We start from the raw sequence: 21,722 nt of genomic DNA, 5'->3' as shown, positions 1-21,722 counted from the left end.
TTTAAATGCAGGAGTTTCTTCATGGATTGCCTGAAGGTATCAAGCAAATCATCGCCCGCGTCCGTTGCCGGCGCCATCGCCGGCATGGTCAAGGATGGTGTACCCGTCAACATCCAGTGTGTCGGCGCCGGTGCCGTCAACCAGGCTATTAAGGCCGTTGCTATCGCGCGCGGTTTTTTGATTCCAACCGGTTTTGATATTTCCTGCGCGCCCGTGTTCTCCGACATCCTCATTAACGGGGAGTCGCGCACGGCCATCCGCCTTTCTATCTACGTTCACCAGATCAATCGAGCTGCTATGGATAACGTCGTCATGGATGATGTTAAGCCTGTGGCATAGCTTCTGCTTGCCTTGTTTCGCTCCCCATCGTTAGGACTTATGCACATGGACCAGCGTTCCGTACGCGATATTCTTGCCGGTAAAACCTACTTTATCCGCACCTTTGGCTGCCAGATGAATCAGCACGACTCCGAGCGTGTGAGCGGTCTGCTTGATTCGTATGGCTGCCTCATGGCGCTCGATCCCGCGCATGCCGATATCGTTGTCTTCATGACGTGCTGCGTGCGCGAGGCCGCCGATACTCGCCTGTACGGTCAGTGCAATTCCTGCAAAAGCCTGCCGCCTTCGCCTTCGGGCAAGCGCGTGGTTGCCGTTGGCGGTTGCATCGCGCAGCGCGATGGCGAGGGCCTGCTCACCAACGTCGATAACGTCAATGTCATCTTTGGCACGCATTCCATTGCACATGTGGCCGAGCTCATTGCCGAGGCGTTCCGTGATGGTAAGCGTCATATCCGCACCAATGAGCATGAGGATACGGATGCCATGAGCATGCCGTGGCATCGCGAGACTCAGTATCACGCCTGGGTGCCCATCATGACGGGCTGCAATAATTTCTGCACCTATTGCATCGTGCCGTACGTGCGCGGTCGCGAAAAGAGCCGCCCCTTCGAGGAGATTGTCGACGAGGTGACCGGTTTGGTGCGCCAGGGCGTGCGTGAGATTACGCTGCTGGGCCAAAACGTTAACTCATATGGTCGCGATCTGTTTGGCAAGCCGCGTTTTGCCGATCTGCTGCGTGCCGTGGGCGATACGGGCGTGGAGCGCATCTTCTTTACGTCTTCGCATCCCAAGGACCTGTTGCCCGAGACCATCGACGCCATGGCCGAGACGCCTGCCGTTATGCCGCAGCTGCACTTGGCCGTCCAGTCAGGTTCGACGCGGATCCTCAAAGAGATGAATCGCCGTTATACACGCGAGGACTATCTGGGCCTTGTCGATCGCATTCGCAACCGCATGCCCGATATCGCGCTCTCGACCGACATTATCGTTGGCTTCCCGGGTGAGACTGAAGAAGACTTTGAGCAGACGCTCTCACTTGCCGAGACGGTCCGCTATGCTCAGGCCTATACCTTCATCTATTCCAAGCGCGCCGGTACCCCGGCCGCCGAGATTGACGATCCTACGCCGCATGAGGTTATTCTCGAGCGTTTCAACCGTCTGGTTAAGGTTATCGAGACCACGGCACACGAGTATAACCAGGGTGAGCTTCATACTGTGGTTCCGGCGCTCATTGAGGGAACGAGTAAAAAGAACGACGCGGTCCTGCTGGGCAAGAGTCCCAAGAATCAGACCGTGCATGCGCCTATCCCCGAGGGTTACAGCATCGATCAGCTTGTTGGTAAGATCGTTGATGTTGACGTTGACGTTGCCAAGACCTGGTATTTGTCCGGCTCCGTTGTGGGCGAGCCGCGCTAATGGTTTCTCCCGGGGCAGGTCTTTCCGCCGTTGCGATCGTCGGTCCGACGGCGGTTGGTAAGAGTGATGTTGCCGACCGTTTGGCAGCTCGTCTTTCGTCCGAAGTGCTGTCGTGCGATGCGATGCAAATCTATCGCGGCATGGACATCGGTACCGCAAAGATGGCGCCCGATGAGTGCACGGCGCCGCTGCGTCTCGTCGACATTGTAGAGCCGGGTGTGGCATATTCTGCTGCGCTTTATCAGGCCGACGCTCGCGCGCATGTTGAACGTCTCCTTGGTTCGGGTTGCCTGCCGGTTTTTTGCGGAGGTACGGGGCTGTATCTCAAGGCCGCCCTCGATGAGATGGACTTTCCCTCGGGTGAACTTGAGGACGATCGTCGTGCGGGCTATCAGGAGCTTGCCGAGCGTATTGGCGAGGAAGAACTGCATGCCTTGCTTGCCGAGCGCGATCCAGAATCGGCTGCTGTTATTCATCCCCATAACGTGCGCCGTGTGATTCGTGCGCTCGAGATGCATGATGATGGCGTCTCCTATGCGCAGCAAAAGTCGCAGTTTAGTGTTCCGCACGAGCATTATCATGCCCTTTGGTTTGGTCTGACGCGTAATCGCGAGGTGCTCTACGAGCGCATTAACCAGCGCGTCGATCTGATGTTTGAGCAGGGTCTTGTCGATGAGGTCCGCGGTCTTATGGGCCAGGGGCTGGGAGATGCCCTGACGTCGATGCAGGCAATTGGCTATAAAGAGATCATTGATGCTTTCAATGGCGTGATGAGCATGGATGAGGCTCGCGAACTCATTAAGATGCGTTCGCGTCGTTATGCCAAGCGTCAGCTTTCGTGGTTTAAGCGCGATGACCGTATCGTGTGGTTTGATATGGATGAATGTACGATCGATGAGGTCGTTGAGGATATCCTGCATCGTATTGAGGCTGCCTAATGCCCCGTTTCCCCCTTGTTCCCACGGCACCCGAGCCCGAGCGTGCCATTTTAGTTGGTGTTGAGTGGCGCGACAATGCATGGCCGCTCGATCGCTCGCTTGATGAGCTGGAGCGTCTTGCCCACACAGCTGGTGCCCAGTGCGTGGCACGCTTGTCGCAGCGTTTGGTAAAGCCGTATCCTAAATCGTTTATCGGTTCCGGTAAGGTTGAAGAGCTGTGCGGCCTGGTGCATCGCATGGATGCCGATGTCGTTATTTTTGACGACGACCTGACCCCCTCGCAGCAATCCTATTTGGAGAAAGCCGTGGGCGAGCCGGTAAAGATTATCGATCGTACTGCACTGATCCTGGATATCTTTGGCCTGCATGCTCAGACGCGTGAGGGACGCCTGCAGGTACAGCTGGCACAGCTTCAATATTTGTTGCCTCGCCTGCGTGGCATGTGGAGCCATCTCGCTAAGGAGCAGACGCGCGGCGGCATCGGCTCACGTTTTGGTCAGGGCGAAAGTCAGCTCGAGGTCGACCGTCGCCTCATTCGTAATAAGATCGCTGCGCTTCGTCGTGAGCTCAAGCAGGTTGAACAGCGTCGCGATGTTCAATCCAAGAGTCGCATTGAGTCCCCGGCGTTTCGCGTCGCGTTAGCCGGTTATACCAATGCCGGTAAATCGACGTTGCTCAATCGTCTGACCGGCTCTACGGTACTTTCGCAGGACAAGCTGTTTGCTACGCTCGACCCGACGACGCGTTCGTATCGTCTGCCCGGCGGTCGCGGCATGACGATTACCGATACCGTCGGCTTTATTCAAAAGCTGCCGCATGGTCTGGTCGATGCCTTTAAATCGACGCTGTCCGAGGTTTTGGGTGCCGATCTAATTCTCAAAGTCGTAGATGCGTCTGACGAGGACTATGAGCGGCAGCTGGAGGCTGTCGACCGCGTGCTTGATGAGATCGGCGCCGGAGAGCGTTTAACGCTGACCGTATTCAATAAAATCGATCTTCTCGATAGCGTCGATCGATTGAGTTTCCGTCGTCGCTATCCGGAGGCCGTTCTGTTCTCGGCCCAAACGGGCGAGGGGCTCGACGATCTCGTCGACCGGATTGCTTGCGAGGCAGCTGCCACCGATGTGTTGCTCTCCGCTGATATCCCGTATCGTGAGGGCGCTCTCATCACGCTGGTGCATGAGCAGGGAACCCTTCTGCATGAGGAATATCTCGAGGACGGCGTTCGCATTGTGGCGAAACTGCCGGCTCGTATTGCACCGCGGCTCGAGCGTTATCGCACCGAGTAGACGATCTCCAAAATGCCCAGAATGATGGGCTGATGCAGCAGATAAAAGGGGAGAGCGTGACGTCCAAGGCTGGCGAGCGCCGGCAGGGGGTTGGCGTAGGCCCAGCTAGGGACGGTCTTATCGATACTCTTCGCTATGTGTGCGGCGAAGTATCCTGCAAGATACATAAAGATAAACGGGATGATGGGGTAGTAATCACCTGAGACAAACCCAGGGCTCGGAAATCCCAGCCACGCCAGGTAGGGGACAGGGTAGATCGTTTTGGGGATGCTCCAGGTGAGGGCGAACAACACAAGGCATAGGGGCATGCCCCATCTCGCCGTTATCTTCTTAAGGACGGGATCGGTCAACGCCACGATGCCGGTGCATGCGGCCATGCAGTAGATGATGCCAAAATTAACCGAATCGTCGAATGAGACAAGTGTTGTTGCCAACCAGACAACGAGTGCTGCTAAGGCGTATTTGGCGGCACGTTTGATATTGTTGCGCGAAAGAGTGCACATCCAACCCGCGATAAACAAAAATACCCAGCTGATGCTGGCGCGCCAGACGTCTTGAAAGACAGTCTGGGTAAACCAAGGCATATCCCAGCCGTACAGGTAGGCGAGATCATAGCAAGCGTGAAAACCTGCCATAGAAATCATCGTAAACCCGCGGACGGTATCAAAGATGGTGATGCGTTTTTGCATTACGAGAACCGGCGCATTAAACCGACAACTTTACCCAAAATAACGGGGTTCGTCGCATAGATGGGCTCCATAGTGTCGTTCTCGGGCTGCAAGCGCACGCGCCCCTGCTCCTTGTAGAACGTCTTGACGGTCGCTGAACCATCAATCATGGCCACGACAATTTCGCCGTTCATGGCACTCTTTTGTTCACGGACGATGATGTAATCGCCATTGAAGATGCCGACATTGATCATTGAGCTCCCATGCACCTCAAGGATAAAGGAACCCTGATCAGTGGCGATTTCGGTCGGGATAGTAAACGTGTCTTCAATATTCTGCTCGGCCAGAATGGGAATCCCTGCCGCGACGCGACCAACGAGCGGTAGCGAGACCGTTCCGCGAGGTGCGGTGGGCTCGTCAGATTTAGAAATTGAGACAGAGGAACCGTCCTCGTTAAAGAGTTCCAGGGCGCGCGGTTTGGTGGCATCGCGCTTGAGTAGCCCGCGCGCCTCCAGGGCAGAGAGATGGGCGTGCACGGTGCTGGGGGAGGAAAGGCCCACGGCAGAAGCCATCTCGCGCACGCTGGGCGGATAACCCTTCTCCTGCTGATATTCCTTGATGAAGTCGTAAATTTGCTGCTGACGCTTGGTAATTTTGCGAGCCATCAGGGCATCCTCTCTACCCATGTCAAACAAATGTTCGAATTTTGCTTGACAGGAACAACTGTTCGAAGATAATAATAACCGAACATTCGTTCTCGCGCTAGACATTTTTGTCCGCGCGGCTTGATAAAACTGTTCTCAGCAAAACACGCGAGAGGAGAACATGATGAACGCAACGAATATGGTCCAGGGAAACCTCGCCCTTAAGCTCGAGACGCCTGCAGAACCCACTTTTACGGTTGTTCAGGGTGGCCGCTCCGGCATTCAACCTTTGACCGTAAAGCCTGCTCGCAATCAGCAGGCTGTAGTCGCGCCGGCCCGCGTTGCCCTGAAGGTTCCGACGATTGTCGCCGTCGCCGTTGCGCTTACGCTCTTCTTTGTCCTCGCTACTTCGGTCTTTAGCGCTCGTCACGCCGCGTATGCCGAGTCCGTTTCCAACATTACTTACGAGACCATTCGCGTTCAGACTGGCGATTCTCTTTGGTCGCTTGCCGAGGAATATCCAATCGAAGGCCTTTCCACGCAAGAGACTTCCGACATGATCCGTAACGTCAATCATCTGGAGCATGGTTCGCTCGCCGCCGGTGCGCATCTTAAGGTTCCTGCTCGTTCGTAATCATTATCGCGCTGCGCATGGTACCCTTGTTATCGTTTAAGAGGAGGTACCATGCGCTGTCCCAAATGCGGCAAGGCACATACCCGCGTCGTTGATTCCCGTATGCAGGAGTCAAATAACACCATTAAGCGCCGTCGCGAATGTTGCTCGTGTAACTATCGCTTTACAACGTTCGAGCGATGCGAGGACCCTATCGAGGTCATTAAGTCAGACGGAACCAAGCAGCGGTTCGATCGCAATAAGCTGCTCGTCGGCTTGATGCGCGCCACCATCAAGCGCGATATCGACACTAAGAAGCTCAATGAGATTATCGACGACATCGAGGTCGAGCTGCGCTCTCGCACACTGACGGCCGTCACGTCCCATGAGTTGGGTGACATGGTGCTCAAGCGCTTGGCCAAGATCGACAAGGTTGCGTACATCCGTTTTGCCTCGGTCTACCGCGATTTCAAAGACGTCGATGAATTTCTGCAAGAGCTCGACAAGCTAAGGTGATTCCATGTCCAACATTACCGTCAACATAAAGCGTCTCGACCCCACCGTCGAGCTTCCCAAATACGCCCATCCCACCGATGCCGGCTTGGATCTACGCTCCAACGAAGACTGCGTCCTGAAGCCCTTCGAACGCCGTCTGGTCTCTACGGGGCTGGCCATCGCCCTGCCCGATGGCTACGCCGGCTTCGTCCAGCCCCGCAGCGGCTTGGCCATCAAGCAGGGCTTGTCTATAGTCAACACGCCGGGCCTCATCGACGCTCACTACCGAGGAGAACTCAAGGTTATCCTCATCAACCTGGATCCCACCAACGACATCCAAATCAACAAAGGCGACCGCATAGCCCAACTCGTCATCCAAGAAGTCCCCACGGTCAACCTCGCAGAAGTAGAAGAACTAGACGAAACCGACCGAGGAGCCGGCGGTTTCGGTTCTAGCGGCGTTGCCTAGCTCTTTACTTTGCTGAACGGAGCATCGCAATGTTCGCTCGCCCCTTGGAGGCCCCTATATATCATCCCGTGCTCAAACATTCTCGCTTCGCTGCGAAACTGCGCGCGGGACGATATATAGGGGCCTCCAAGGGGCGAGCTATGCCTACGTGCTCGCAACCATTCATGGCTCCCAATCAAAACCGTTTGCTGTATCTAAAAGCTGTATTCAACTAGTAATCAGATGCGACAATGAGTCAATCCCTTTGTCGCATCGGGTTGCTTGTATTACTTGTATTTGAGTTCACCTTCGCTGCTTTACTTGGGTAACCGGTATATCTGCTGGTATGTACATGTAGCTGTGGTGCAGGCCGCCCACACATATCGTTCCACGCGCAGTTTCGCAGCGAGCGAAGCGAAGCGAGAATGTTTGAGCATGGAATGATATGTGTGGGCGGCCTGCACCACAGCGGACTTTAAGACGCTAGCGGATATGCGCGGGTTTTTCGCCCCAATAGAAGCGGCAGAAGGCTCGTTTGCGCTTTTGGGGTTTGCCTACGAGCTCCATGGTTGCGATGGCGATATCTTCGGCTGCGTGAGGGCGGCGTAGTACTTCGCCGTTGATGAGTAGGGCTTTGAGTGATTCGGGATGATCGTGCAGATGGCGCAACGTCACGATTAGTTCTCGTGCGGTGGTGACATGCATGCTGGCGCCCATGCCGGTGAGCATCGTGGTGTTGGCCTTTTCCTGGCCGTATGATTTGCCCAGCAGGATCATCGGCAGATGCGCGCACAGGCACTCGGTGACGGTGAGTCCGCCCGATTTGAGAATTGCCAGGTCGCAGCCGTGCATGAGGGCCGCCATGTCGTCGACATAGTCCAGCACCGTGACATTTTCGAGCTTCATGGCATCGAAGAGTGTCTTGAGGCGGGCGGCGTATTCCTTATCCTTGCCCGGCAAAAAGACAAAGTGCATGTCTTCGAAGCTGCGTAGGAAGGGGAGGGTGCGGTCCATCTCCGCGCGAAAGCGAACGTACGGTTGAGGCAAGCTGGCACCGGCCATTACCAGTACGACGGTCTTGTCGGTGGGGAGGTTGAACTTAGCTAGCTCTTCCTCGCGATCGTAATCCGTGTCGAATCCGGCGCGAATAGGAATGCCGGTAATGCGAATCTTTGTCTCGAGCACCTTGCGCGGACGCAGCGTTTCGGCCATAAATTCGTTGGCAACACAGAATAAATCGGTGTCCTTGTGGGGCCACCATCCCTCGACTTCGTAGTCGGTCGGTACGCAGACGACCGGATAATCGATACCCGTAATTACGCGGGCGCCCACGGCAACATTGGCTGCTGTGATGTGCGTCGCAACCACGGCTATGGGCCTGCGGCTACGAATATATTCGTTGAAGGCGGGGAACATAATTCGCGACCATGCCGTTCCGCCACCCCAGAGAAGATGTCCCGTAAGCGTATATCGCCAGGTCAGGTCGTAAATGGGGCGCGTGGCTCCCGTAAAAGAAGCCGCGGTCTTATTGCCGTCGAATTTAATACGTCCAAAATCAAGGATATCGAGCACTTCAATCTCAATATCCTCGGGGATGCCATTGGTGCCGCGGATGAGGTCGAATGCCTGCGCAATCGCATTTGCGGCGGCCTTGTGGCCCGAGCCAACGGAGGCATGCACGATGGTCACGAGGGGTTTTTGCTGAGCCAGGAGTGTGGTTTGCTCCGATTGGGGAGTGCTGTGCGTGAGCAGGGGAGCGTCGTCACTCGTCTGCGCCTGGTCCATCGATAACTCCCCTTCAGCTTTGTAATACGGATTTATCATTGTAGTGCATGAGTGTCACGTTCACGTAAATTTGGGTATGAGCGCAAAGAACGACAACGTTTCGACGAAAGGACGCTTCATGACTACCGATAAGCCGATCGATGTTGCGATTATCGGTGGCGGCCCCGCGGGCTATGCTGCCGCCATTTATGCTGCGCGTGCCAACCTGACGACGACCGTGATTGAGCAGGGCATGTCGGGAGGGCAGATCGCCACAACCAATGAGGTCGAGAACTATCCGGGTTTCCCGCTCCTGAGTGGCGCCGAACTCGGCGAGCGTTTTCAGCAGCATGCAGAGGGCCTGGGAGCACAGGTTGCATGGAGCATGGTTACGGGTATCGATTACGATGCCGATGCAGCGTTGTTTACGGTGCATCACGATATGGGCGATACGCTGGCCCCGAGCGTTATCGCTTGCATGGGTGCCACGCCGCGTCCGGCAGGTTTCGCAGGCGAGGATACGTATCGCGGTCGTGGCGTTTCATATTGCGCAACATGTGACGGCATGTTTTTCCGCGGCAAGCAGGTTTTTGTAATCGGTGGTGGCAATTCGGCATGCGAAGAGGCTCTGTTCCTGTCCGACATTGCCAACAGTGTGACCATCGTGCTGCGCCGCGACCAGTTCCGTGCGCCCGATGGTGTTGTTCAGAAAGTACTCGCAAAGGACAATATTGCAGTTAGGTACCAAACTAGTATTGTGGAGCTATCGGGCGAAGCCATGCCAACGAGGATTACCTTTAAGGACAATGCATCCGGCGAGACTCATACCGAGTCATTTGAGCCCGGCTCGTTTGGCATCTTTGTTTTTACCGGAACGCAGCCCCATACCGAGCTTGTTGAGCATCTAGTCGATCTGGCGCCTGATGGCGGCATTCTGACTGATGAATCCATGGCCACCCGTACACCTGGTCTATTTGCCGCTGGCGACATCCGTTCCAAGCGCTTACGCCAGGTTGTGACCGCCGTTTCTGATGGAGCCATAGCGGCAACGAGCGCATACGCGTTTCTCCGTGGATAAGTACGATAATATATCTTATGTAAGGTTGCTATCTTTACACAAAGTGGTTGGACGGTGCATCAATGTGCTGTCCAACCACTTTTACTTGGCGACTATGTGTTATGCAAAACTAGATAACCTAGAATACAATATAGAAAACGAACGGAGGCCTCTTATGAACCACGTTAAACATGTTATCCCGATGTCCGATACGTCGGTCAGCATTAAGCCTGAGGATATTCAGCCGACGGTTCTGCCGGATGCATTTATTCAGTCCGATATGGTGGGTAAACTCAACGCGTTGAGCCTGCCACGCTATGACCAGCTGCCCAACGTAACGCTCTATCGCGATCAGGTTATTGAATATGTTGCACTGTGGATGGAGCCGCTTTCGATTTGCGTAGAGCAGCCCGTTATTACGCCATCGATGATCAATAACTACGTGAAGGTCGGCCTCGTTCCTGCTCCAGTTAAAAAGCAGTATGGCCGTGAGCAGATTGCGCGTCTCATCGCCATTTGTATCTTTAAGCAGGTGCTGCCCATCGCTGCGGTTCAGGCGCTCTTTAATATTCAGCGCTTGAGCTACGACGCTCCGACGGCTTTCGATTATGTTGTCGATCAGCTCGAGGCATCGATTCGTGCGGCGTTTTCTGTTGAGCAGACTCCCGTGCCCGATACCGCACATCAGGTTACGCGCGAATCGCTGCTCGTGCGCAGTGCGGTATCGTCCTTCGTTTCGAAGGCGTATCTGATGAGCTATCTCAAGTTCAATGGGTTTAATAGCTAACCGAGGTATAAGACGGGCGGGATAAAGAGCCAATGGCTCCTTATCCCGCCCGTACGTTTGTCTAGTTGGATTTTATCGGCCCGACGCCACGCCCATACCGTAGCCGATAATGAGGCCGTGCATCTCGGCATAGTATGAATCTAGCCCGTTACAGGGCATGATAATCGTCTTGGAGCCGGGCCAATGCTCCACAATGCGGCTGGCAAGCGCCTGGGCGCCCGCCTCATTCTCGACATGGTCGATAACGACCTCGCCGCCGGTAAAGCCTTCGGCCTCCATGGTGTCGACAATCTTGGTGAGCATCTTCTTTTCGCCGCGGGTGTGCCCAACGAGTTCAATTTTGCCCGCTTCGCTCGCCGTGCCCAAAATGCGGATATTGAGCTTGTTAGCAATAACGCCGGCCGCCTTAGGGATACGTCCGGCCTTCGCAAGGTTTTCGTAATTGCACAAACTAAAGAGGATCTTGCTCTGCTGCTCCAAGCTATCGAAGTAGGCGCAGGCGTCCTCAAAGGAGGTATCCGGGTTGCTTGCAAGATAGCGGTCGAACAGCAGGAAGATCAGGTCCATTTTGCCGCCGGCTCCGCGTGAATTGACCAGATGAATCTGTCGGTCCGGCTCTTCGGCAAGCACCATGTCACGTGCGGTGGCCGCGGCATTGTAGCTTCCCGAGACGCCCTCCGAGATGGGCATACAAATCGTCTTGTCGGCAAGCCTAAAGAGTTCGGCCCACTCACCTACGCTTGGACAGGCGCTCGAAGAAGCGCTCGACTCCGCCTGCACGGCGCAATTGAGCTCGTGAACGTCGAGCGTGAGGTCATCGACAAACTCACGCTCCCCCACTCGGATCTTAAGGGGTGCAAATGCAAAGGTGGTATGAGGTGCGGTTGGCTGCCAATCGCGAAGATTGCAGCTCGAATCGGAGATAAGCGCCCAGCTCATTGAGGGTCCTTTCTATTTGTTCCTCAACAATTATAGCCATCTTTTTGATTGATTGGATGGCTATCTAGTTTTGAATACTAGATAGCCATCCTGATTTTATGGCAAACGGTAGGGGCAAAAAGAATGGGCCTCGTGACTCAAGATCGCGAGGCCCATGTTCGTTCGCTGTAGTAATAAATTAGTAGCGTACGAAGATGTAGTTGTTGTTCATACCGGCTGCGACGGAGCTGATGATAACGCCCGTGCTGTAGTCGGAAGCATGGATCATCTGGCCGTTACCGATGTAGATGCCGGTGTGATAAGAGTTAACTACGACGTCGCCGGGCTGTGGATCAGACACACGAGTCCAGCCCATAAAGTCACCAGTGGTACCCAGACGGCAGTAACGACCCGTGAGGCAGTAGCTCACAAAGCCGGAGCAGTCGAAGCTGTTCGGTCCAATACCGCCCCAGGAATAAGCGCAACCAAGCTTGCTGTAGGCACGCGAAACAACGGAGCCGCCGTCAACGGACTGGCTCGGCGCCGAAGGGGCCGGAGCCGGAGCGGGAGCGGGCTGCGGCGTAGGAGCAGGAGCGGGCGTGGGTGCAGGCGTGTCGCCGCCTCCATTGTTGGTGTTCTCGGTCGTACCGGCGGTGTCGTTGCTCACCGTGGCCTTCTCGGCGGTGCTGGCGTTGATGCCGGCCTGCAGCGCGGCATTGGCCTCGGCCTCGGCGGCAAGCTCGGCCTGCAGCTGCGAATCCAGGGAATTTACGACGTTCTGGGCTTCAGCCTGCTGGGCGTTAAGCTCGTCGACCTTCTTTTGCGTGGTGGCGACGTTCTTCTCCTGCTCGGCCTGCTTATCGGTGAGCTGCTGCTTAAGCTCCTTTACCTCTTGGATGGTCTTGGCCTGCTTGTCGGACACCTTGCCGTAGTAGAACAGGCGGTTGAGCATATCGCTCAGATCATCGACACCCGTCAAAACCTGAAGCAGGCTCAGACCGCCGGTTTTGTACTCGCCGGCGACATAGGTCGAGAGCTTGGCCTGACCATCGGCGATCTCCTGCTGCTTTTGCGTGATCTCGCCGGCAGTCTGATCGAGCGCCTGCGTCTGCGTGGCAAGCTCATCGTAAATCTGCTGGGTTTGGGTGCCGATCTGCTCGAGTTTCGTACGAGCAGCGGCAAGGTCGGATGCGGTATCGGCGTAGGCAGGAGCCGCGAGGCCCAAGCCCAAAACACAAGCGAGGGTTGCCGTAGCAGCGCAGCGTGCCATGTTTTTGTGCTTGTTTGCTGTGCGCATGTAGCTTCCTTTCCAGTAACTAAGGGTAACGGCTAGTCTACCGTCACCAGGCTAAAGAGCTCCACATCGTCATCAGACGGCGTGAGCTTCTCGCGCGGGTTGAGAAACGCAAGCTCAAGTATACAACCGTAACCGATAAGCTTTGCGCCCATATCTCGCACCAGTTTACCTGTTGCCTCGACGGTTCCGCCCGTCGCGACCAAGTCGTCCAGAATCAACACGGTATCTTTAGAGCTGATAGCGTCGGCATGGATCTCAACTGAATCGGTGCCGTACTCGAGCTCGTAGCTCTGGCTTACGGTCTCGCGCGGCAGCTTGCCCGGTTTACGTGCGGGAACAAAGCCGGCGCCAAGGGCTACAGCCACCGGTACGCCAACCATAAAGCCGCGAGCCTCGGGACCCACGACCTTGGTGATTCCCATGTCGGCAAAGTGCTCGGCGAGGGTATCGGTCATGGCTTTGAGCGCCTCGGGATTGCCAAAGAGCGGCGTGATGTCTTTAAAGAAGACTCCGGGCTCGGGATAGTCGGGGATGTCGACGATTTGAGATTCGAAGTCGTACATTGCATGACCTTTCAATGGGTTGCCGAAATATCAGCAGCGGTTATTTGCCCGCGGTGACGGTGCCGGATTGCGAAGGGGCGACGACCTTGAGCGGCTTTACGAGAGAATCCTCGTGCGAAGCCGGCGCGGCAGTTTCTTCGTTTTTGGCCTTGGTGGACTCGGAGCGAGCGATTTCCTCATCGAGTGCATCGATGTCGGCGTCCTCGACCACGGCGTTGAGCGACTCAAAAACGCGGTTCTTGAGCAGCGCAGTGTGCACACCCTCGGTCAGGTCGTGAAGCCTCTTAAACGCACGCTCGAGCTTGGCGTCGCGCTCGTCATCGGAGGTATCCATACCGAGCATGCTCACGAGAACCTGCTCAAACATCGAGGACTCGCGGTTGGCGGAAGACACGTACTGACGCAGGTTGCGGGGCTCGATATGGAAGCGTGACAGCTCGGAGCAGTAGCGGATGATTGGAAAATCGCGACCATCGACGAGCTCGCGATTCTGCGGACTCTTGATGATGCGAATGAGGTCGTTCTCGGCGAGCGAGCGGATAAACGAAATCTCGACGCCCAGCATATCGGGAATGGTCTCAATGGGATGCAGCTTTTGCTTAGTCTCCTTGGGCTCCGTCTTGAGCGGAACATCGGACAGCAAGCCCACCTCGTAAGCGAGCGTTGACAGGTCCGTGGCGTTTTCCAAGCGCTGCTTAATCACGTTGAGCGGCATGTAGCGGGTCTTCTGCAAGTGCAGGATGACCTCCAGGCGATCAACGTCCTCCTTGGAGTACTGACGGTATCCCTTAGGCGTACGATGAGGGGTAATGAGCCCCTCATCTTCTAGAAATCTAATTTTTGAGTTCGAAAGATCGGGGTATGCGCCTCGAAGTAGGTTGACGACTTGGCCGATACTCAGATAGTTGCGTTCGGCCATGCCCTACTCACCGGTTTCGATGCGCTCCGGCGTGCTCTCGTGGTAGATGAGCGTAAAGGTACCGATCTGGACGGAAGAGCCGTCGTGCAGCGGGGCTGCATTGACGATGGCACCGTCGACCCAGGTGCCATTGAGCGATCCCAAGTCCTCGATGCGAGCGCCGAGGCCCTCGCGAATAATGCGCGCGTGGCTGCGCGAAACGGTCATGTCATTGAGGAAGATGCCGTTTGCAGGATCGCGGCCGATGGTGGTCACGTCGTCCTCGAGCTCAAAGGCGGCACCGGTCTGCGGACCCTTGACGATGGACAGAACGGGGGCGGTGATGCGCACGTTGGCCATGAGGTCGGGAACGGTGACGTCACTTGAAGGCACGCGGAATACGCAGGTAGCGTCAGCAGTCTTATCATTCTGAGGCATATTGTTAACCATGTTGTCCATGACAACCCCTAACTTATCGCGGACGTGCCGCAAATAATGAACCGTACGTAATCATACCCCAACGAATCAGTCTTCGATTTCGGGGTTCAGAAAGTCGATGTCCTCGTCCTCGGGATGCGCGAGAGCCTGTTTAATGGCCGCTCCGCCCTTAATGGAGTAGATGACAGCCGTGAGCATGGAGAAGATCACGCCGCCGTACACAAAGAAGATGCCGAGGGGCACCGAGCTTCCGTTGAGGCCCGGGAAGGCCGTAAGGGTTGAAGGTAAAAGATGCAGGCCGTCAATAACGGGGAACCCGAGCAGCATGAGCGAGAAGCCGGTCATGAGCAGTGCAGTGGCAATCTTTCCGGGAAAGACGACATCGATGGGGCGACGGTGATAATGACGCACGATAAGCGTGCCGATGCCCAGATAGATGTCGCGGCCGATAATGAGCACACAGACCCAGATGGGCAGCTCTCCGCGGACTACCAGTCCCAAGACGCCGGTGAATAACAGCGCACGGTCACAAATGGGATCCATGACCTTACCGAGCCACGAGACCGTCTTAGTCATGCGGGCGATCTGACCGTCCATCCAGTCGGTAGAGGCGGCAACGGCGTAGATAACGATGGCGATGACGCGGTTGTTATCCGTCACAAACAGGTACAGAAATACTAGGGTGAGGATCAGGCGCGTAAAGGTGATGAAATTGGAGATCGTAAAGATCTTATTCGACGGGTAATCGGAAGTGCCGATAAGCTCCTTTTTGATCTTCTTTTTGATGCCCACAGGACTCCCCCGCTGGTTAACGACAAAACTTTCGATACTATACCCGTTCCGGCGATGTCTATCCAGCGTAAGCATAGAGAGTCCAGACATGAGGAAGGCGCTTTTGGGCGGCGGTGGATTTCACATTCGTGTACATCGGCCTCCAAACATGCCGAAAAATGTCGGTTTTGGAGGGTGATGTACACGTTTTGATTCGGTGATTACATCGATCGGGAAAGTTGTTGCCTTAAGCAAATTAATCATGATGTGCGGGTCGAGAAGGGTTGGCGCCAAAAGAACCCAACGGCCGTTATGGCTTCGTTAGAAACGCGCCCCACCATGGATGGTGAACCCGAAAGGTAAGGCGCGCGGGCACGGTGACTCGGCCCGCGCTCCCGGAAGAGAAAGGATAAACCCATGGGTTACATGCTCGAGACGCGCGGGCTCACCAAGCGCTTCGGCCGCGGCGACCAGGCGCAGGACGCCGTGGCCGACGTGAGCCTTCATATCCGCGAGGGCGAGGTGTACGGGCTGCTCGGTCCCAACGGCGCCGGCAAGTCGACAACGCTCAAGATGATCTGCGGGATGCTGCGGCCGACGGCCGGGGAGATCCTCTTTGCCGGGCACGCCTGGCGCCGCGAGGACCTCTACGCAATCGGCAGCCTCATCGAGGAGGCGCCGCTCTACCCCAACCTCACCGCGCGCGAGAACCTGCGCGTGCGCACCACGCTGCTGGGCCTTCCCGAGAGCCGCATAGATGAGGTGCTCGCCGCCGTGGACCTCGCGGACACCGGGAAGAAGCGCACCGGGCGCTTCTCGATGGGCATGCGGCAGCGCCTGGGGCTCGCGCTGGCGCTGATCGCCCGGCCACGCCTGCTCGTGCTCGACGAGCCCACCAACGGCCTCGACCCCATCGGCATCGAGGAGCTGCGCGACCAGATCCGCGGCTTCGCGTCGGCGGGTACGACGGTGATCGTCTCGAGCCACATCCTCTCCGAGGTGCAGCAGATGGCGGACACCATCGGCATCATCTGCGGGGGGCGCCTCGCCTACGAGGATACGCTTCGTCCCGGGCAGGACCTCGAGGAACTCTTCATGAGCTTCTGCCGGGAAGGGCGACGAGCGCGCGGGAAGGTGGCGGCATGACGGGCGAGAAAGGCGGCCTGCTCGCGGCCCTGCGCGCCGAGGCCCTGAAGTCGCGCCACGCGGCACCGGTCCGCCTGGCCGTGCTCATGGCGCTGCCGATGCCGCTGCTCGGCGCGATGCCCTACCGGGGCGTGCAGATCTTCAGCGCGTGGAACTACTGGTACGCGCTCTTCCTGCCCGTGTGTCTCTCGCTCGTGGTGGCGTGCGTCGCGCGGGCGGACGCTCGCACGCGGATGCGGGGGCTTCTGGGCCTGGGCTTCCCGCTCGGGCGCGCCTGGTGGGCCAAGGCGCTCTGGTGCCTCGCGCTCTGCACGCTCTCGAACCTCGTGGTCTTCGGCATCTACCTCGCGGGATCGGCGTTCTCCTCGCAGGGCCTCACGGCCGCGGGCACGCTCACGATGCTCCTCTGCGCGCTCGTTAACACGGTGACCGCGGCGTGGATGATCCCCGCGGGGCTCCTCCTCACGGCGCGGCTCGGCATGCTCGCGGGCATCTTCTGCCCGCTCGCCGCGCAGCTCGTGGGTGGGTTCGCCTGGTCGCTGATGCCGCTGCCGCAGCTCTTTCCGCCGTCGGCGAGCATGGTCATCCCCACGAGCTTCATCCCCGTGCTGCCGAGCGGCGAGCCACTCGCGGCGGACATGGCGCTCGGCGGGGCGCTCACGGCGGACGGCATGCTCACGCTGGCGGGCCTTGCGGTCTGCGCGCTCGCGTTCGCCGCGCTCACGGCGGCGAGCGCGGCCTGGTTCGCGCGCTCCGAGGAGAGGTGATGGCCATGACACGACTCTCCGACCCGACGCCGCGCATGACTCTCCCGCGGGCCCTGCTCTCCGAGGCCCTGCGCCTGGCGCGCTCCCCGCTCTCGGCGGTGCACCTCGCCTGCGGCCTGGCAGCCGGTCTTGCCTGCGGCGAGTACTTCTCCGTAACCCGATGGGACCCGGCGCAGGGCGCGGACGCCTACGCCCAGTTCCTCGGCGCCCTCATGCCGCTCATGTCCGCCATCGTCTGCGGGCTCGCCGTGGACGAGGAGCGCGCTGCCGGGCGCCTCGCTAACCTCACGGCGGTCCCCTCGCGCGGGCGCGCCGTCGCGGCGAAGCTGCTCGCCCTTGCGGCGCTCGGCGCGGGCGCGCTGGCCGTGGCGCTCGGCGTGTTCGGGGCCGTGCTCGCCGTCGCCGGGCGCCTGCCGCTCGGGCTCGCTCCGCTTGCGGTCGCCTGGGCGGGCATCGTGCTGGGCAGCCTGCCCCTCTACGCGCTGGGGCTCGGCGTGGCCCTGCGCCTCGGCCGCAACGCCGTCATCGGCACCGGCGCGGCGGGGATGCTCCTCGCATTCTTCTCGGTGGGCGGACTTGCGCACGGTCTCATGACCGGCGAGCTCACCGGTGCCCTGGCGACGCCCCTGAGCTGGGTGCCGCTCGCCTGGCCCGCGCGCCTGGGGTCGCTCGGGGTTGAGGCCTTCATCGACGCCGCACGCGCGGCGGGCCCACTCCTCACGACTGCGCTCGCTGGCCTCGTGCTCACCCTGGCAGCCGACGCCGTCCTTCTCGCCTGGTTCTGCCGCTTCGAGGACGGGAGGGCAGATGCTTAGGAGGCCGCTCGCCTCCATGCTCGTCCTCCTCTCCGCAGCGCTCCTTCTGGGCGGGAATGCCCTGCTCGACGCCGGCTGGGGGTCGGCACTGCGCTCGATTGCCGACCGCGTGCTGCCCAACCCTGAGATCGCTATGTGGGCGCCCGCGCCCGAGCCCGGCAGCCACGCGAGCTCCTACGCCGACGCCACCGGGGGCGGGGACAAACTATGTCTACCTGGTGGACGCTGCGGACGACAGGGGCAATGTCCGAGAGTTCCAGCTCAACTTCTTCGGGCGGGAGTCGGACGGCGAGGGCTGGCTCGAGATCGAGGCGCGCGACGGCTCGGGCGTGCGCTACCGCGCTTGCGACGCGGCCGAGGCGCCCGCGGCTGCGCGCAGGGCTCTGGACCGCTGAGCGCGGCGCTAGTACAATTCCGACGAGAGTTTCAGGAGGTCAACATGGCGAGGATACTGGCAGTGGATGATGAACGGGCGATCCTCGACGCGCTCGCGCGCGTCCTCGGCCGCGACGGCCATGAGGTCGTTAGGGCGGCGGACCCGACGGCGGTCCTGGGGATGGACCTCTCGCGCTTCGACCTCGTGCTCTGCGACGTCATGATGCCGGGGCTTGACGGCTTCGAGCTCGTGCGGCAGATCCGCCCGGACTTCGACGGGCCCATCGTCTTCCTGACCGCGCGCGTGGCCGAGGAGGATGCCGTGGCCGCCTACGGCCTGGGCGCCGACGACTACGTCCGCAAGCCCTTCGGGGCCGCGGAACTGCGCGCCAAGGTCGCGGCCCATCTACGCCGTGAGCGCCGGCCGCGCTCGCACGCCCTCTCCTTCGGGGAGGTGCGGATCGACCTCGGGGCGCGCGACCTCGCCGTGGGCGGCGAGACCGTGCCGCTCACGCCCACCGAGTACGCCATCTGCGAGTACCTCGCGCGCCACCCCGGGCAGGTCATGAGCCGCGCGCAGATACGCGAGGCGGTGCTCGGCTGGGAGAGCGACGCCGACGACGCGGCCATATCCATGCAGGTCAGTCGCGCCCGGAGGAAACTCTCCGAGGCCGGCGCCGATCCGATCGCGACCGTCTGGGGGATGGGGTACAAGTGGCAGCTCTGAAGATCGGGGCGCGAGGTCGCGGGGGCATGCCGCTCTCCTTCGTCATCGCGCGCTACTTCGCCTACGCGTTCGCGGCGGTCGCCACGGCGTGGCTCGCCTCGTTCATGGTGCTCTCCGTGTTGATCAGCGCGGGCTTCGTCTACGAGGCAAGCTGGGGGCCGGCCAATGCGCGCGAGGTCGCGGAGGGCCTGGCACGCGACGGCGTCTGCGGGCAGCAGGACGTGCCGACGGCGTACCGCTACCTCATCCTGAACAAGGACGGATACGTGCTGATGACAGACCTCGAGGGCACGCGGCTCGAGGACGCGACGGAAATGGCCCGTGCGGCACTCGCCGCGGATCCGGGCACAGTGGAGATCGAGGGCGGGGGTTCGGGCCTCACCTACGCCGCGTTCCCGCTCAAGGGCGGCGGGGCCTGCGCACTCGTCAGCGAGTACCTGCCGCAGTGGGTCTCGCGCGACCTCGCCGGCCTGCTTCCCAACCCGCAGAACCTCATACTCGTCGGCGCTACGGCGGGAAGCGCGCTCGCGCTCGCGCTCGTGGCGCGCCGCGCGAGCCGCGTGATCTCGCGCAAGATGGCGCCGCTCGCGGAGGCGGCGGGGCGCGTCGGCGCGGGGGAGCTCGACTTCGCGGTCGGCAGCACCAACGTGCGCGAGGTGAACGACGTCCTCGCCGCGATGGACGCCATGCGGACCTCCCTCGCCGAGTCGCTCGAGGCCCGCTGGGCCGCGGAGCGGGGGCAGCGCGAGCAGATGGCGTCGCTCGCCCACGACCTCAAGACGCCGCTCACCGTGCTGCGCGCCAACGCCGACTTCGTGGCGGAGGAGCTGGAAGACAAGAAAGACGCCGACCTCGCGGCCGCCGCGCGCGACATAGCCGGCAGTGTCGAAAGGCTCGACGGCTACGTGCGCCTGCTTATCGAGGCCTCGCGCGGGTCCGGCGGGGCGGAGAGGGCCCCCATGCGGCCGGCCGAGCTCTGCGAACAGGTCCTCGCCGAGGCCGCCCAGATCGCTCGGGCGCGAGGCGTGACGCTCGACGCGGCCACGGGCCCCGCTGTCGCGGGCGCACCCGAGGCCCCGCTCGACCGAACCACCCTGGCGCGAGCCGCCGCGAACCTCGTGGCCAACGCCGCCGAGCACGCGCGCTCGCGCGTGGCGGTCTCCTGCGACGTCGCGGGCGGACACCTCGTCGTCGAGGTGGCCGACGACGGACCGGGCTTCTCTCCCGCCGCCCTCGAACGCGGCTGCGAGCGCCTCTTCACAGACGACTCCTCCCGCTCCTCGCGCGACGGAGGCCGCCACTACGGGCTCGGCCTCCACGTCGCCTCCGAGGCCGCGAGCGCCCACGGGGGCTCCGTCTCGCTCGCCAACAGCCCCTCGGGCGGCGCGGTGGTCACCATCGCGGTCCCCCTGTGCGGGATCTGACGAATCAGGCCCTCACACTGGCATGCCTCGCAACCAAACGCCTCCCGGATAATTCATGAGGCCGTACTCGTATTCGATCCTGTCTATCTCCGCGGCGAGGGCCTCCGTCATGTAGAAGGTTTTCGTGCGGCCCGTCGACTTCGCCAGGCGGTCGTACCTGTTCGCGAGGTCCTCGGGGATTCTCAGGGCTGCGGTGGCGGTTGCCATGATGCGCCTCCCAGTTGGATGCAATACGTGAATTACTTTCTATCACATCACCCGAATCCCGCACCGGCGTACGGCCGCATCTGCTTTTTTACCTTACATTTTGTCGACCGGCCCATGCCCGTCTTATTCAGCCGGGTTAAATCAACCATTGAATAAATCCAGGCCTGTAAGGGGCGGTGGAAATCCCTCGAGGACCGAGGGTGCCGTCGAACCCCGGGAGATCAAGCTGTACGGCTGATCCATCCGTCAACAACATGTCAAAGCCCAAAACCCAACAGGATCGCGAACGAGGGGATGAATTGACCGCCCGGGTATTTGCGCCTGGGCGGTCAATTTTATCAACCATGGGTGCGATTCTGTGAGACCATTTTTCTGGCATCCGCCGTTTGCTCCGGTCTCAACGCACCCATCGACCGTTCAGTTATCTTTGCGAACGCGACCACGTGCGCATTTGTCGAACAATCAAATGTCCGACAATGTCTGACGGAGCTGTCAGACATTCACGCACGAACAGGTGAGCTTCGCGAGCGATTGTAGGCAACTAGTAGCCCCAGCTGCGTCTTTGGCGCAGGTTCGACGTCTGACATCTTGAATGTCTGACGTTGAACGAAGCTGGTTGATAACAAGCAGGTGGAATAAACATGGAGCCCGACACCTCTCGCGCAATCGGCGCGCGGCAAGGGTCTGGCCCATCTCATATGTTGCCAACGCTAACGGTGAACCTGAGCGCCCGGGCACATTCTTTATTGGCTGAAACCGGTATAGCAACTAGCGGAAGGCATCATCGAAGGAGTGTGCTGGAAAGCACCCGTCTCCTTAACTGTTAGAAATGCAAGTTAATAATCTATGTGGTCAATATAATACCGTTGAACCAGCGTATCGATACCGCTCAGCCATTCGCCTCGCCCCCGTCGCACG

General features: G+C 59.3%; 24 protein-coding genes. 14 read left to right on the top strand and 10 right to left on the bottom strand.

Annotated elements, in window-relative coordinates:
- Positions 1-21 precede the first annotated feature (21 nt).
- Genes DXD56_RS02545 through hflX form a run of 4 tightly spaced genes read left to right on the top strand, consistent with a single transcriptional unit; the run spans position 22 to position 3,982 of the window.
- Complete coding sequence (locus DXD56_RS02545) at positions 22-339, top strand: stage V sporulation protein S (RefSeq protein WP_006235982.1); 318 nt, start codon at positions 22-24, stop codon at positions 337-339.
- A 45-nt stretch (positions 340-384) separates the two neighbouring features.
- Positions 385-1,755: a tRNA (N6-isopentenyl adenosine(37)-C2)-methylthiotransferase MiaB gene (miaB, locus tag DXD56_RS02540; protein ID WP_117639868.1), complete on the top strand. Its 1,371-nt coding sequence runs from the start codon at positions 385-387 to the stop codon at positions 1,753-1,755.
- Entirely contained in the window at positions 1,755-2,693 is a 939-nt protein-coding gene (miaA, locus tag DXD56_RS02535; protein ID WP_117639866.1) for a tRNA (adenosine(37)-N6)-dimethylallyltransferase MiaA, read from the top strand. The genes miaB and miaA overlap by 1 nt, the downstream gene beginning before the upstream one ends.
- Positions 2,693-3,982, top strand: coding sequence for a GTPase HflX (hflX, locus tag DXD56_RS02530; RefSeq protein ID WP_117639864.1), 1,290 nt, complete (start codon positions 2,693-2,695; stop codon positions 3,980-3,982). Before miaA ends, hflX begins: the two co-directional genes overlap by 1 nt.
- Here hflX and DXD56_RS02525 read toward each other — a convergent pair.
- Both DXD56_RS02525 and lexA read right to left on the bottom strand, forming a co-directional pair.
- Positions 3,967-4,671 carry a heparan-alpha-glucosaminide N-acetyltransferase gene (locus tag DXD56_RS02525; protein ID WP_117639862.1) on the bottom strand — a complete coding sequence of 235 codons (705 nt, stop codon included), beginning with the start codon at positions 4,669-4,671 and terminating at the stop codon, positions 3,967-3,969. The genes hflX and DXD56_RS02525 overlap by 16 nt on opposite strands.
- Positions 4,671-5,315 carry a transcriptional repressor LexA gene (gene lexA / locus DXD56_RS02520; RefSeq protein ID WP_040359862.1) on the bottom strand — a complete coding sequence of 215 codons (645 nt, stop codon included), beginning with the start codon at positions 5,313-5,315 and terminating at the stop codon, positions 4,671-4,673. Before lexA ends, DXD56_RS02525 begins: the two co-directional genes overlap by 1 nt.
- Positions 5,316-5,478: 163 nt before the next feature.
- On the opposite strand from lexA, the gene DXD56_RS02515 reads away from it, so the two are divergent.
- From DXD56_RS02515 to dut, 3 genes are read left to right on the top strand one after another with little or no spacing between them, the layout of a single operon-like run.
- A complete protein-coding gene (locus DXD56_RS02515; protein WP_158549288.1) occupies positions 5,479-5,928 on the top strand; it encodes a LysM peptidoglycan-binding domain-containing protein in 450 nt (149 codons plus the stop codon).
- Between the two features lie 51 nt (positions 5,929-5,979).
- A complete protein-coding gene (nrdR, locus tag DXD56_RS02510) occupies positions 5,980-6,423 on the top strand; it encodes a transcriptional regulator NrdR (protein ID WP_022093781.1) in 444 nt (147 codons plus the stop codon).
- 4 nt (positions 6,424-6,427) lie between these two features.
- A complete protein-coding gene (dut, locus tag DXD56_RS02505; RefSeq protein ID WP_117639860.1) occupies positions 6,428-6,871 on the top strand; it encodes a dUTP diphosphatase in 444 nt (147 codons plus the stop codon).
- Positions 6,872-7,333: 462 nt separating this feature from the next.
- Here dut and DXD56_RS02500 read toward each other — a convergent pair whose 3' ends face one another.
- Positions 7,334-8,635 (bottom strand): glycosyltransferase, encoded by a 1,302-nt coding sequence (locus DXD56_RS02500; protein WP_117639858.1) that lies wholly within the window; start codon positions 8,633-8,635, stop codon positions 7,334-7,336.
- A gap of 118 nt (positions 8,636-8,753) precedes the next feature.
- Between DXD56_RS02500 and DXD56_RS02495 the strand changes: the two genes are divergently transcribed.
- Together DXD56_RS02495 and DXD56_RS02490 are read left to right on the top strand one after the other, a co-directional pair.
- Positions 8,754-9,692, top strand: a complete 939-nt coding sequence (locus DXD56_RS02495) for an NAD(P)/FAD-dependent oxidoreductase (RefSeq protein ID WP_117639856.1) — start codon at positions 8,754-8,756, stop codon at positions 9,690-9,692.
- A 154-nt stretch (positions 9,693-9,846) separates the two neighbouring features.
- The gene (locus DXD56_RS02490; RefSeq protein WP_199411531.1) at positions 9,847-10,458 is read left to right on the top strand and encodes a DUF1836 domain-containing protein; all 612 of its coding nucleotides are present in this window, start codon (positions 9,847-9,849) and stop codon (positions 10,456-10,458) included.
- Between the two features lie 72 nt (positions 10,459-10,530).
- Here the strand turns inward: DXD56_RS02490 and DXD56_RS02485 are convergent, their stop codons facing one another.
- From DXD56_RS02485 to DXD56_RS02460, 6 genes are all read right to left on the bottom strand, one after another.
- Positions 10,531-11,397, bottom strand: a complete 867-nt coding sequence (locus DXD56_RS02485) for a DegV family protein (RefSeq protein WP_117639854.1) — start codon at positions 11,395-11,397, stop codon at positions 10,531-10,533.
- A 178-nt stretch (positions 11,398-11,575) separates the two neighbouring features.
- The gene (locus DXD56_RS10260) at positions 11,576-12,673 is read right to left on the bottom strand and encodes an NlpC/P60 family protein (RefSeq protein WP_117639852.1); all 1,098 of its coding nucleotides are present in this window, start codon (positions 12,671-12,673) and stop codon (positions 11,576-11,578) included.
- A gap of 32 nt (positions 12,674-12,705) precedes the next feature.
- The gene (locus tag DXD56_RS02475) at positions 12,706-13,236 is read right to left on the bottom strand and encodes an adenine phosphoribosyltransferase (RefSeq protein ID WP_117639850.1); all 531 of its coding nucleotides are present in this window, start codon (positions 13,234-13,236) and stop codon (positions 12,706-12,708) included.
- A 40-nt stretch (positions 13,237-13,276) separates the two neighbouring features.
- A complete protein-coding gene (locus DXD56_RS02470; protein ID WP_117639848.1) occupies positions 13,277-14,155 on the bottom strand; it encodes a MerR family transcriptional regulator in 879 nt (292 codons plus the stop codon).
- A 3-nt stretch (positions 14,156-14,158) separates the two neighbouring features.
- Positions 14,159-14,593, bottom strand: coding sequence for an FHA domain-containing protein (locus DXD56_RS02465; RefSeq protein ID WP_006236002.1), 435 nt, complete (start codon positions 14,591-14,593; stop codon positions 14,159-14,161).
- 66 nt (positions 14,594-14,659) lie between these two features.
- Complete coding sequence (locus DXD56_RS02460) at positions 14,660-15,364, bottom strand: CDP-alcohol phosphatidyltransferase family protein (RefSeq protein WP_117639846.1); 705 nt, start codon at positions 15,362-15,364, stop codon at positions 14,660-14,662.
- Positions 15,365-15,760: 396 nt separating this feature from the next.
- Here DXD56_RS02460 and DXD56_RS02455 point away from each other — a divergent pair, with 396 nt between their 5' ends.
- The 5 genes from DXD56_RS02455 to DXD56_RS02435 all read left to right on the top strand — a co-directional run bounded on the left by DXD56_RS02455 (position 15,761) and on the right by DXD56_RS02435 (position 20,597).
- A complete protein-coding gene (locus DXD56_RS02455; RefSeq protein ID WP_117639845.1) occupies positions 15,761-16,489 on the top strand; it encodes a lantibiotic protection ABC transporter ATP-binding protein in 729 nt (242 codons plus the stop codon).
- Positions 16,486-17,256, top strand: coding sequence for a hypothetical protein (locus DXD56_RS02450; RefSeq protein ID WP_117639844.1), 771 nt, complete (start codon positions 16,486-16,488; stop codon positions 17,254-17,256). Before DXD56_RS02455 ends, DXD56_RS02450 begins: the two co-directional genes overlap by 4 nt.
- Complete coding sequence (locus tag DXD56_RS02445; protein ID WP_117639843.1) at positions 17,256-18,071, top strand: lantibiotic ABC transporter permease; 816 nt, start codon at positions 17,256-17,258, stop codon at positions 18,069-18,071. Before DXD56_RS02450 ends, DXD56_RS02445 begins: the two co-directional genes overlap by 1 nt.
- Positions 18,072-18,510: 439 nt before the next feature.
- On the top strand, positions 18,511-19,173 hold the full coding sequence (locus DXD56_RS02440) for a response regulator transcription factor (protein WP_117639842.1): 663 nt from the start codon (positions 18,511-18,513) through the stop codon (positions 19,171-19,173).
- Positions 19,161-20,597 carry a sensor histidine kinase KdpD gene (locus DXD56_RS02435; protein ID WP_147325172.1) on the top strand — a complete coding sequence of 479 codons (1,437 nt, stop codon included), beginning with the start codon at positions 19,161-19,163 and terminating at the stop codon, positions 20,595-20,597. Before DXD56_RS02440 ends, DXD56_RS02435 begins: the two co-directional genes overlap by 13 nt.
- A 12-nt stretch (positions 20,598-20,609) precedes the next feature.
- Here the strand turns inward: DXD56_RS02435 and DXD56_RS02430 are convergent, their stop codons facing one another.
- Positions 20,610-20,804: a ribbon-helix-helix domain-containing protein gene (locus DXD56_RS02430; RefSeq protein WP_117639840.1), complete on the bottom strand. Its 195-nt coding sequence runs from the start codon at positions 20,802-20,804 to the stop codon at positions 20,610-20,612.
- Between the last annotated feature and the right edge of the window lie 918 nt (positions 20,805-21,722).

It is taken from the genome of Collinsella sp. TM06-3, from assembly GCF_003436395.1.
Taxonomy (GTDB): Bacteria; Actinomycetota; Coriobacteriia; order Coriobacteriales; family Coriobacteriaceae; genus Collinsella.
The sequence above is the reverse complement of the archived record's forward strand: the minus strand, read 5'-3'. Positions and strand labels throughout refer to the sequence as shown.

What these genes read in the sequence shown, in the direction of transcription:
- DXD56_RS02545 (WP_006235982.1), top strand. Translation starts at nt 22, where the DNA reads ATGGATTGCCTGAAGGTATCAAGCAAATCATCGCCCGCGTCCGTTGCC.
- miaB (WP_117639868.1), top strand. Translation starts at nt 385, where the DNA reads ATGGACCAGCGTTCCGTACGCGATATTCTTGCCGGTAAAACCTACTTT.
- miaA (WP_117639866.1), top strand. Translation starts at nt 1,755, where the DNA reads ATGGTTTCTCCCGGGGCAGGTCTTTCCGCCGTTGCGATCGTCGGTCCG.
- hflX (WP_117639864.1), top strand. Translation starts at nt 2,693, where the DNA reads ATGCCCCGTTTCCCCCTTGTTCCCACGGCACCCGAGCCCGAGCGTGCC.
- DXD56_RS02525 (WP_117639862.1), bottom strand. Translation starts at nt 4,671, where the DNA reads ATGCAAAAACGCATCACCATCTTTGATACCGTCCGCGGGTTTACGATG.
- lexA (WP_040359862.1), bottom strand. Translation starts at nt 5,315, where the DNA reads ATGGCTCGCAAAATTACCAAGCGTCAGCAGCAAATTTACGACTTCATC.
- DXD56_RS02515 (WP_158549288.1), top strand. Translation starts at nt 5,479, where the DNA reads ATGAACGCAACGAATATGGTCCAGGGAAACCTCGCCCTTAAGCTCGAG.
- nrdR (WP_022093781.1), top strand. Translation starts at nt 5,980, where the DNA reads ATGCGCTGTCCCAAATGCGGCAAGGCACATACCCGCGTCGTTGATTCC.
- dut (WP_117639860.1), top strand. Translation starts at nt 6,428, where the DNA reads ATGTCCAACATTACCGTCAACATAAAGCGTCTCGACCCCACCGTCGAG.
- DXD56_RS02500 (WP_117639858.1), bottom strand. Translation starts at nt 8,635, where the DNA reads ATGGACCAGGCGCAGACGAGTGACGACGCTCCCCTGCTCACGCACAGC.
- DXD56_RS02495 (WP_117639856.1), top strand. Translation starts at nt 8,754, where the DNA reads ATGACTACCGATAAGCCGATCGATGTTGCGATTATCGGTGGCGGCCCC.
- DXD56_RS02490 (WP_199411531.1), top strand. Translation starts at nt 9,847, where the DNA reads ATGAACCACGTTAAACATGTTATCCCGATGTCCGATACGTCGGTCAGC.
- DXD56_RS02485 (WP_117639854.1), bottom strand. Translation starts at nt 11,397, where the DNA reads ATGAGCTGGGCGCTTATCTCCGATTCGAGCTGCAATCTTCGCGATTGG.
- DXD56_RS10260 (WP_117639852.1), bottom strand. Translation starts at nt 12,673, where the DNA reads ATGCGCACAGCAAACAAGCACAAAAACATGGCACGCTGCGCTGCTACG.
- DXD56_RS02475 (WP_117639850.1), bottom strand. Translation starts at nt 13,236, where the DNA reads ATGTACGACTTCGAATCTCAAATCGTCGACATCCCCGACTATCCCGAG.
- DXD56_RS02470 (WP_117639848.1), bottom strand. Translation starts at nt 14,155, where the DNA reads ATGGCCGAACGCAACTATCTGAGTATCGGCCAAGTCGTCAACCTACTT.
- DXD56_RS02465 (WP_006236002.1), bottom strand. Translation starts at nt 14,593, where the DNA reads ATGGACAACATGGTTAACAATATGCCTCAGAATGATAAGACTGCTGAC.
- DXD56_RS02455 (WP_117639845.1), top strand. Translation starts at nt 15,761, where the DNA reads ATGGGTTACATGCTCGAGACGCGCGGGCTCACCAAGCGCTTCGGCCGC.
- DXD56_RS02450 (WP_117639844.1), top strand. Translation starts at nt 16,486, where the DNA reads ATGACGGGCGAGAAAGGCGGCCTGCTCGCGGCCCTGCGCGCCGAGGCC.
- DXD56_RS02445 (WP_117639843.1), top strand. Translation starts at nt 17,256, where the DNA reads ATGGCCATGACACGACTCTCCGACCCGACGCCGCGCATGACTCTCCCG.
- DXD56_RS02440 (WP_117639842.1), top strand. Translation starts at nt 18,511, where the DNA reads ATGGCGAGGATACTGGCAGTGGATGATGAACGGGCGATCCTCGACGCG.
- DXD56_RS02430 (WP_117639840.1), bottom strand. Translation starts at nt 20,804, where the DNA reads ATGGCAACCGCCACCGCAGCCCTGAGAATCCCCGAGGACCTCGCGAAC.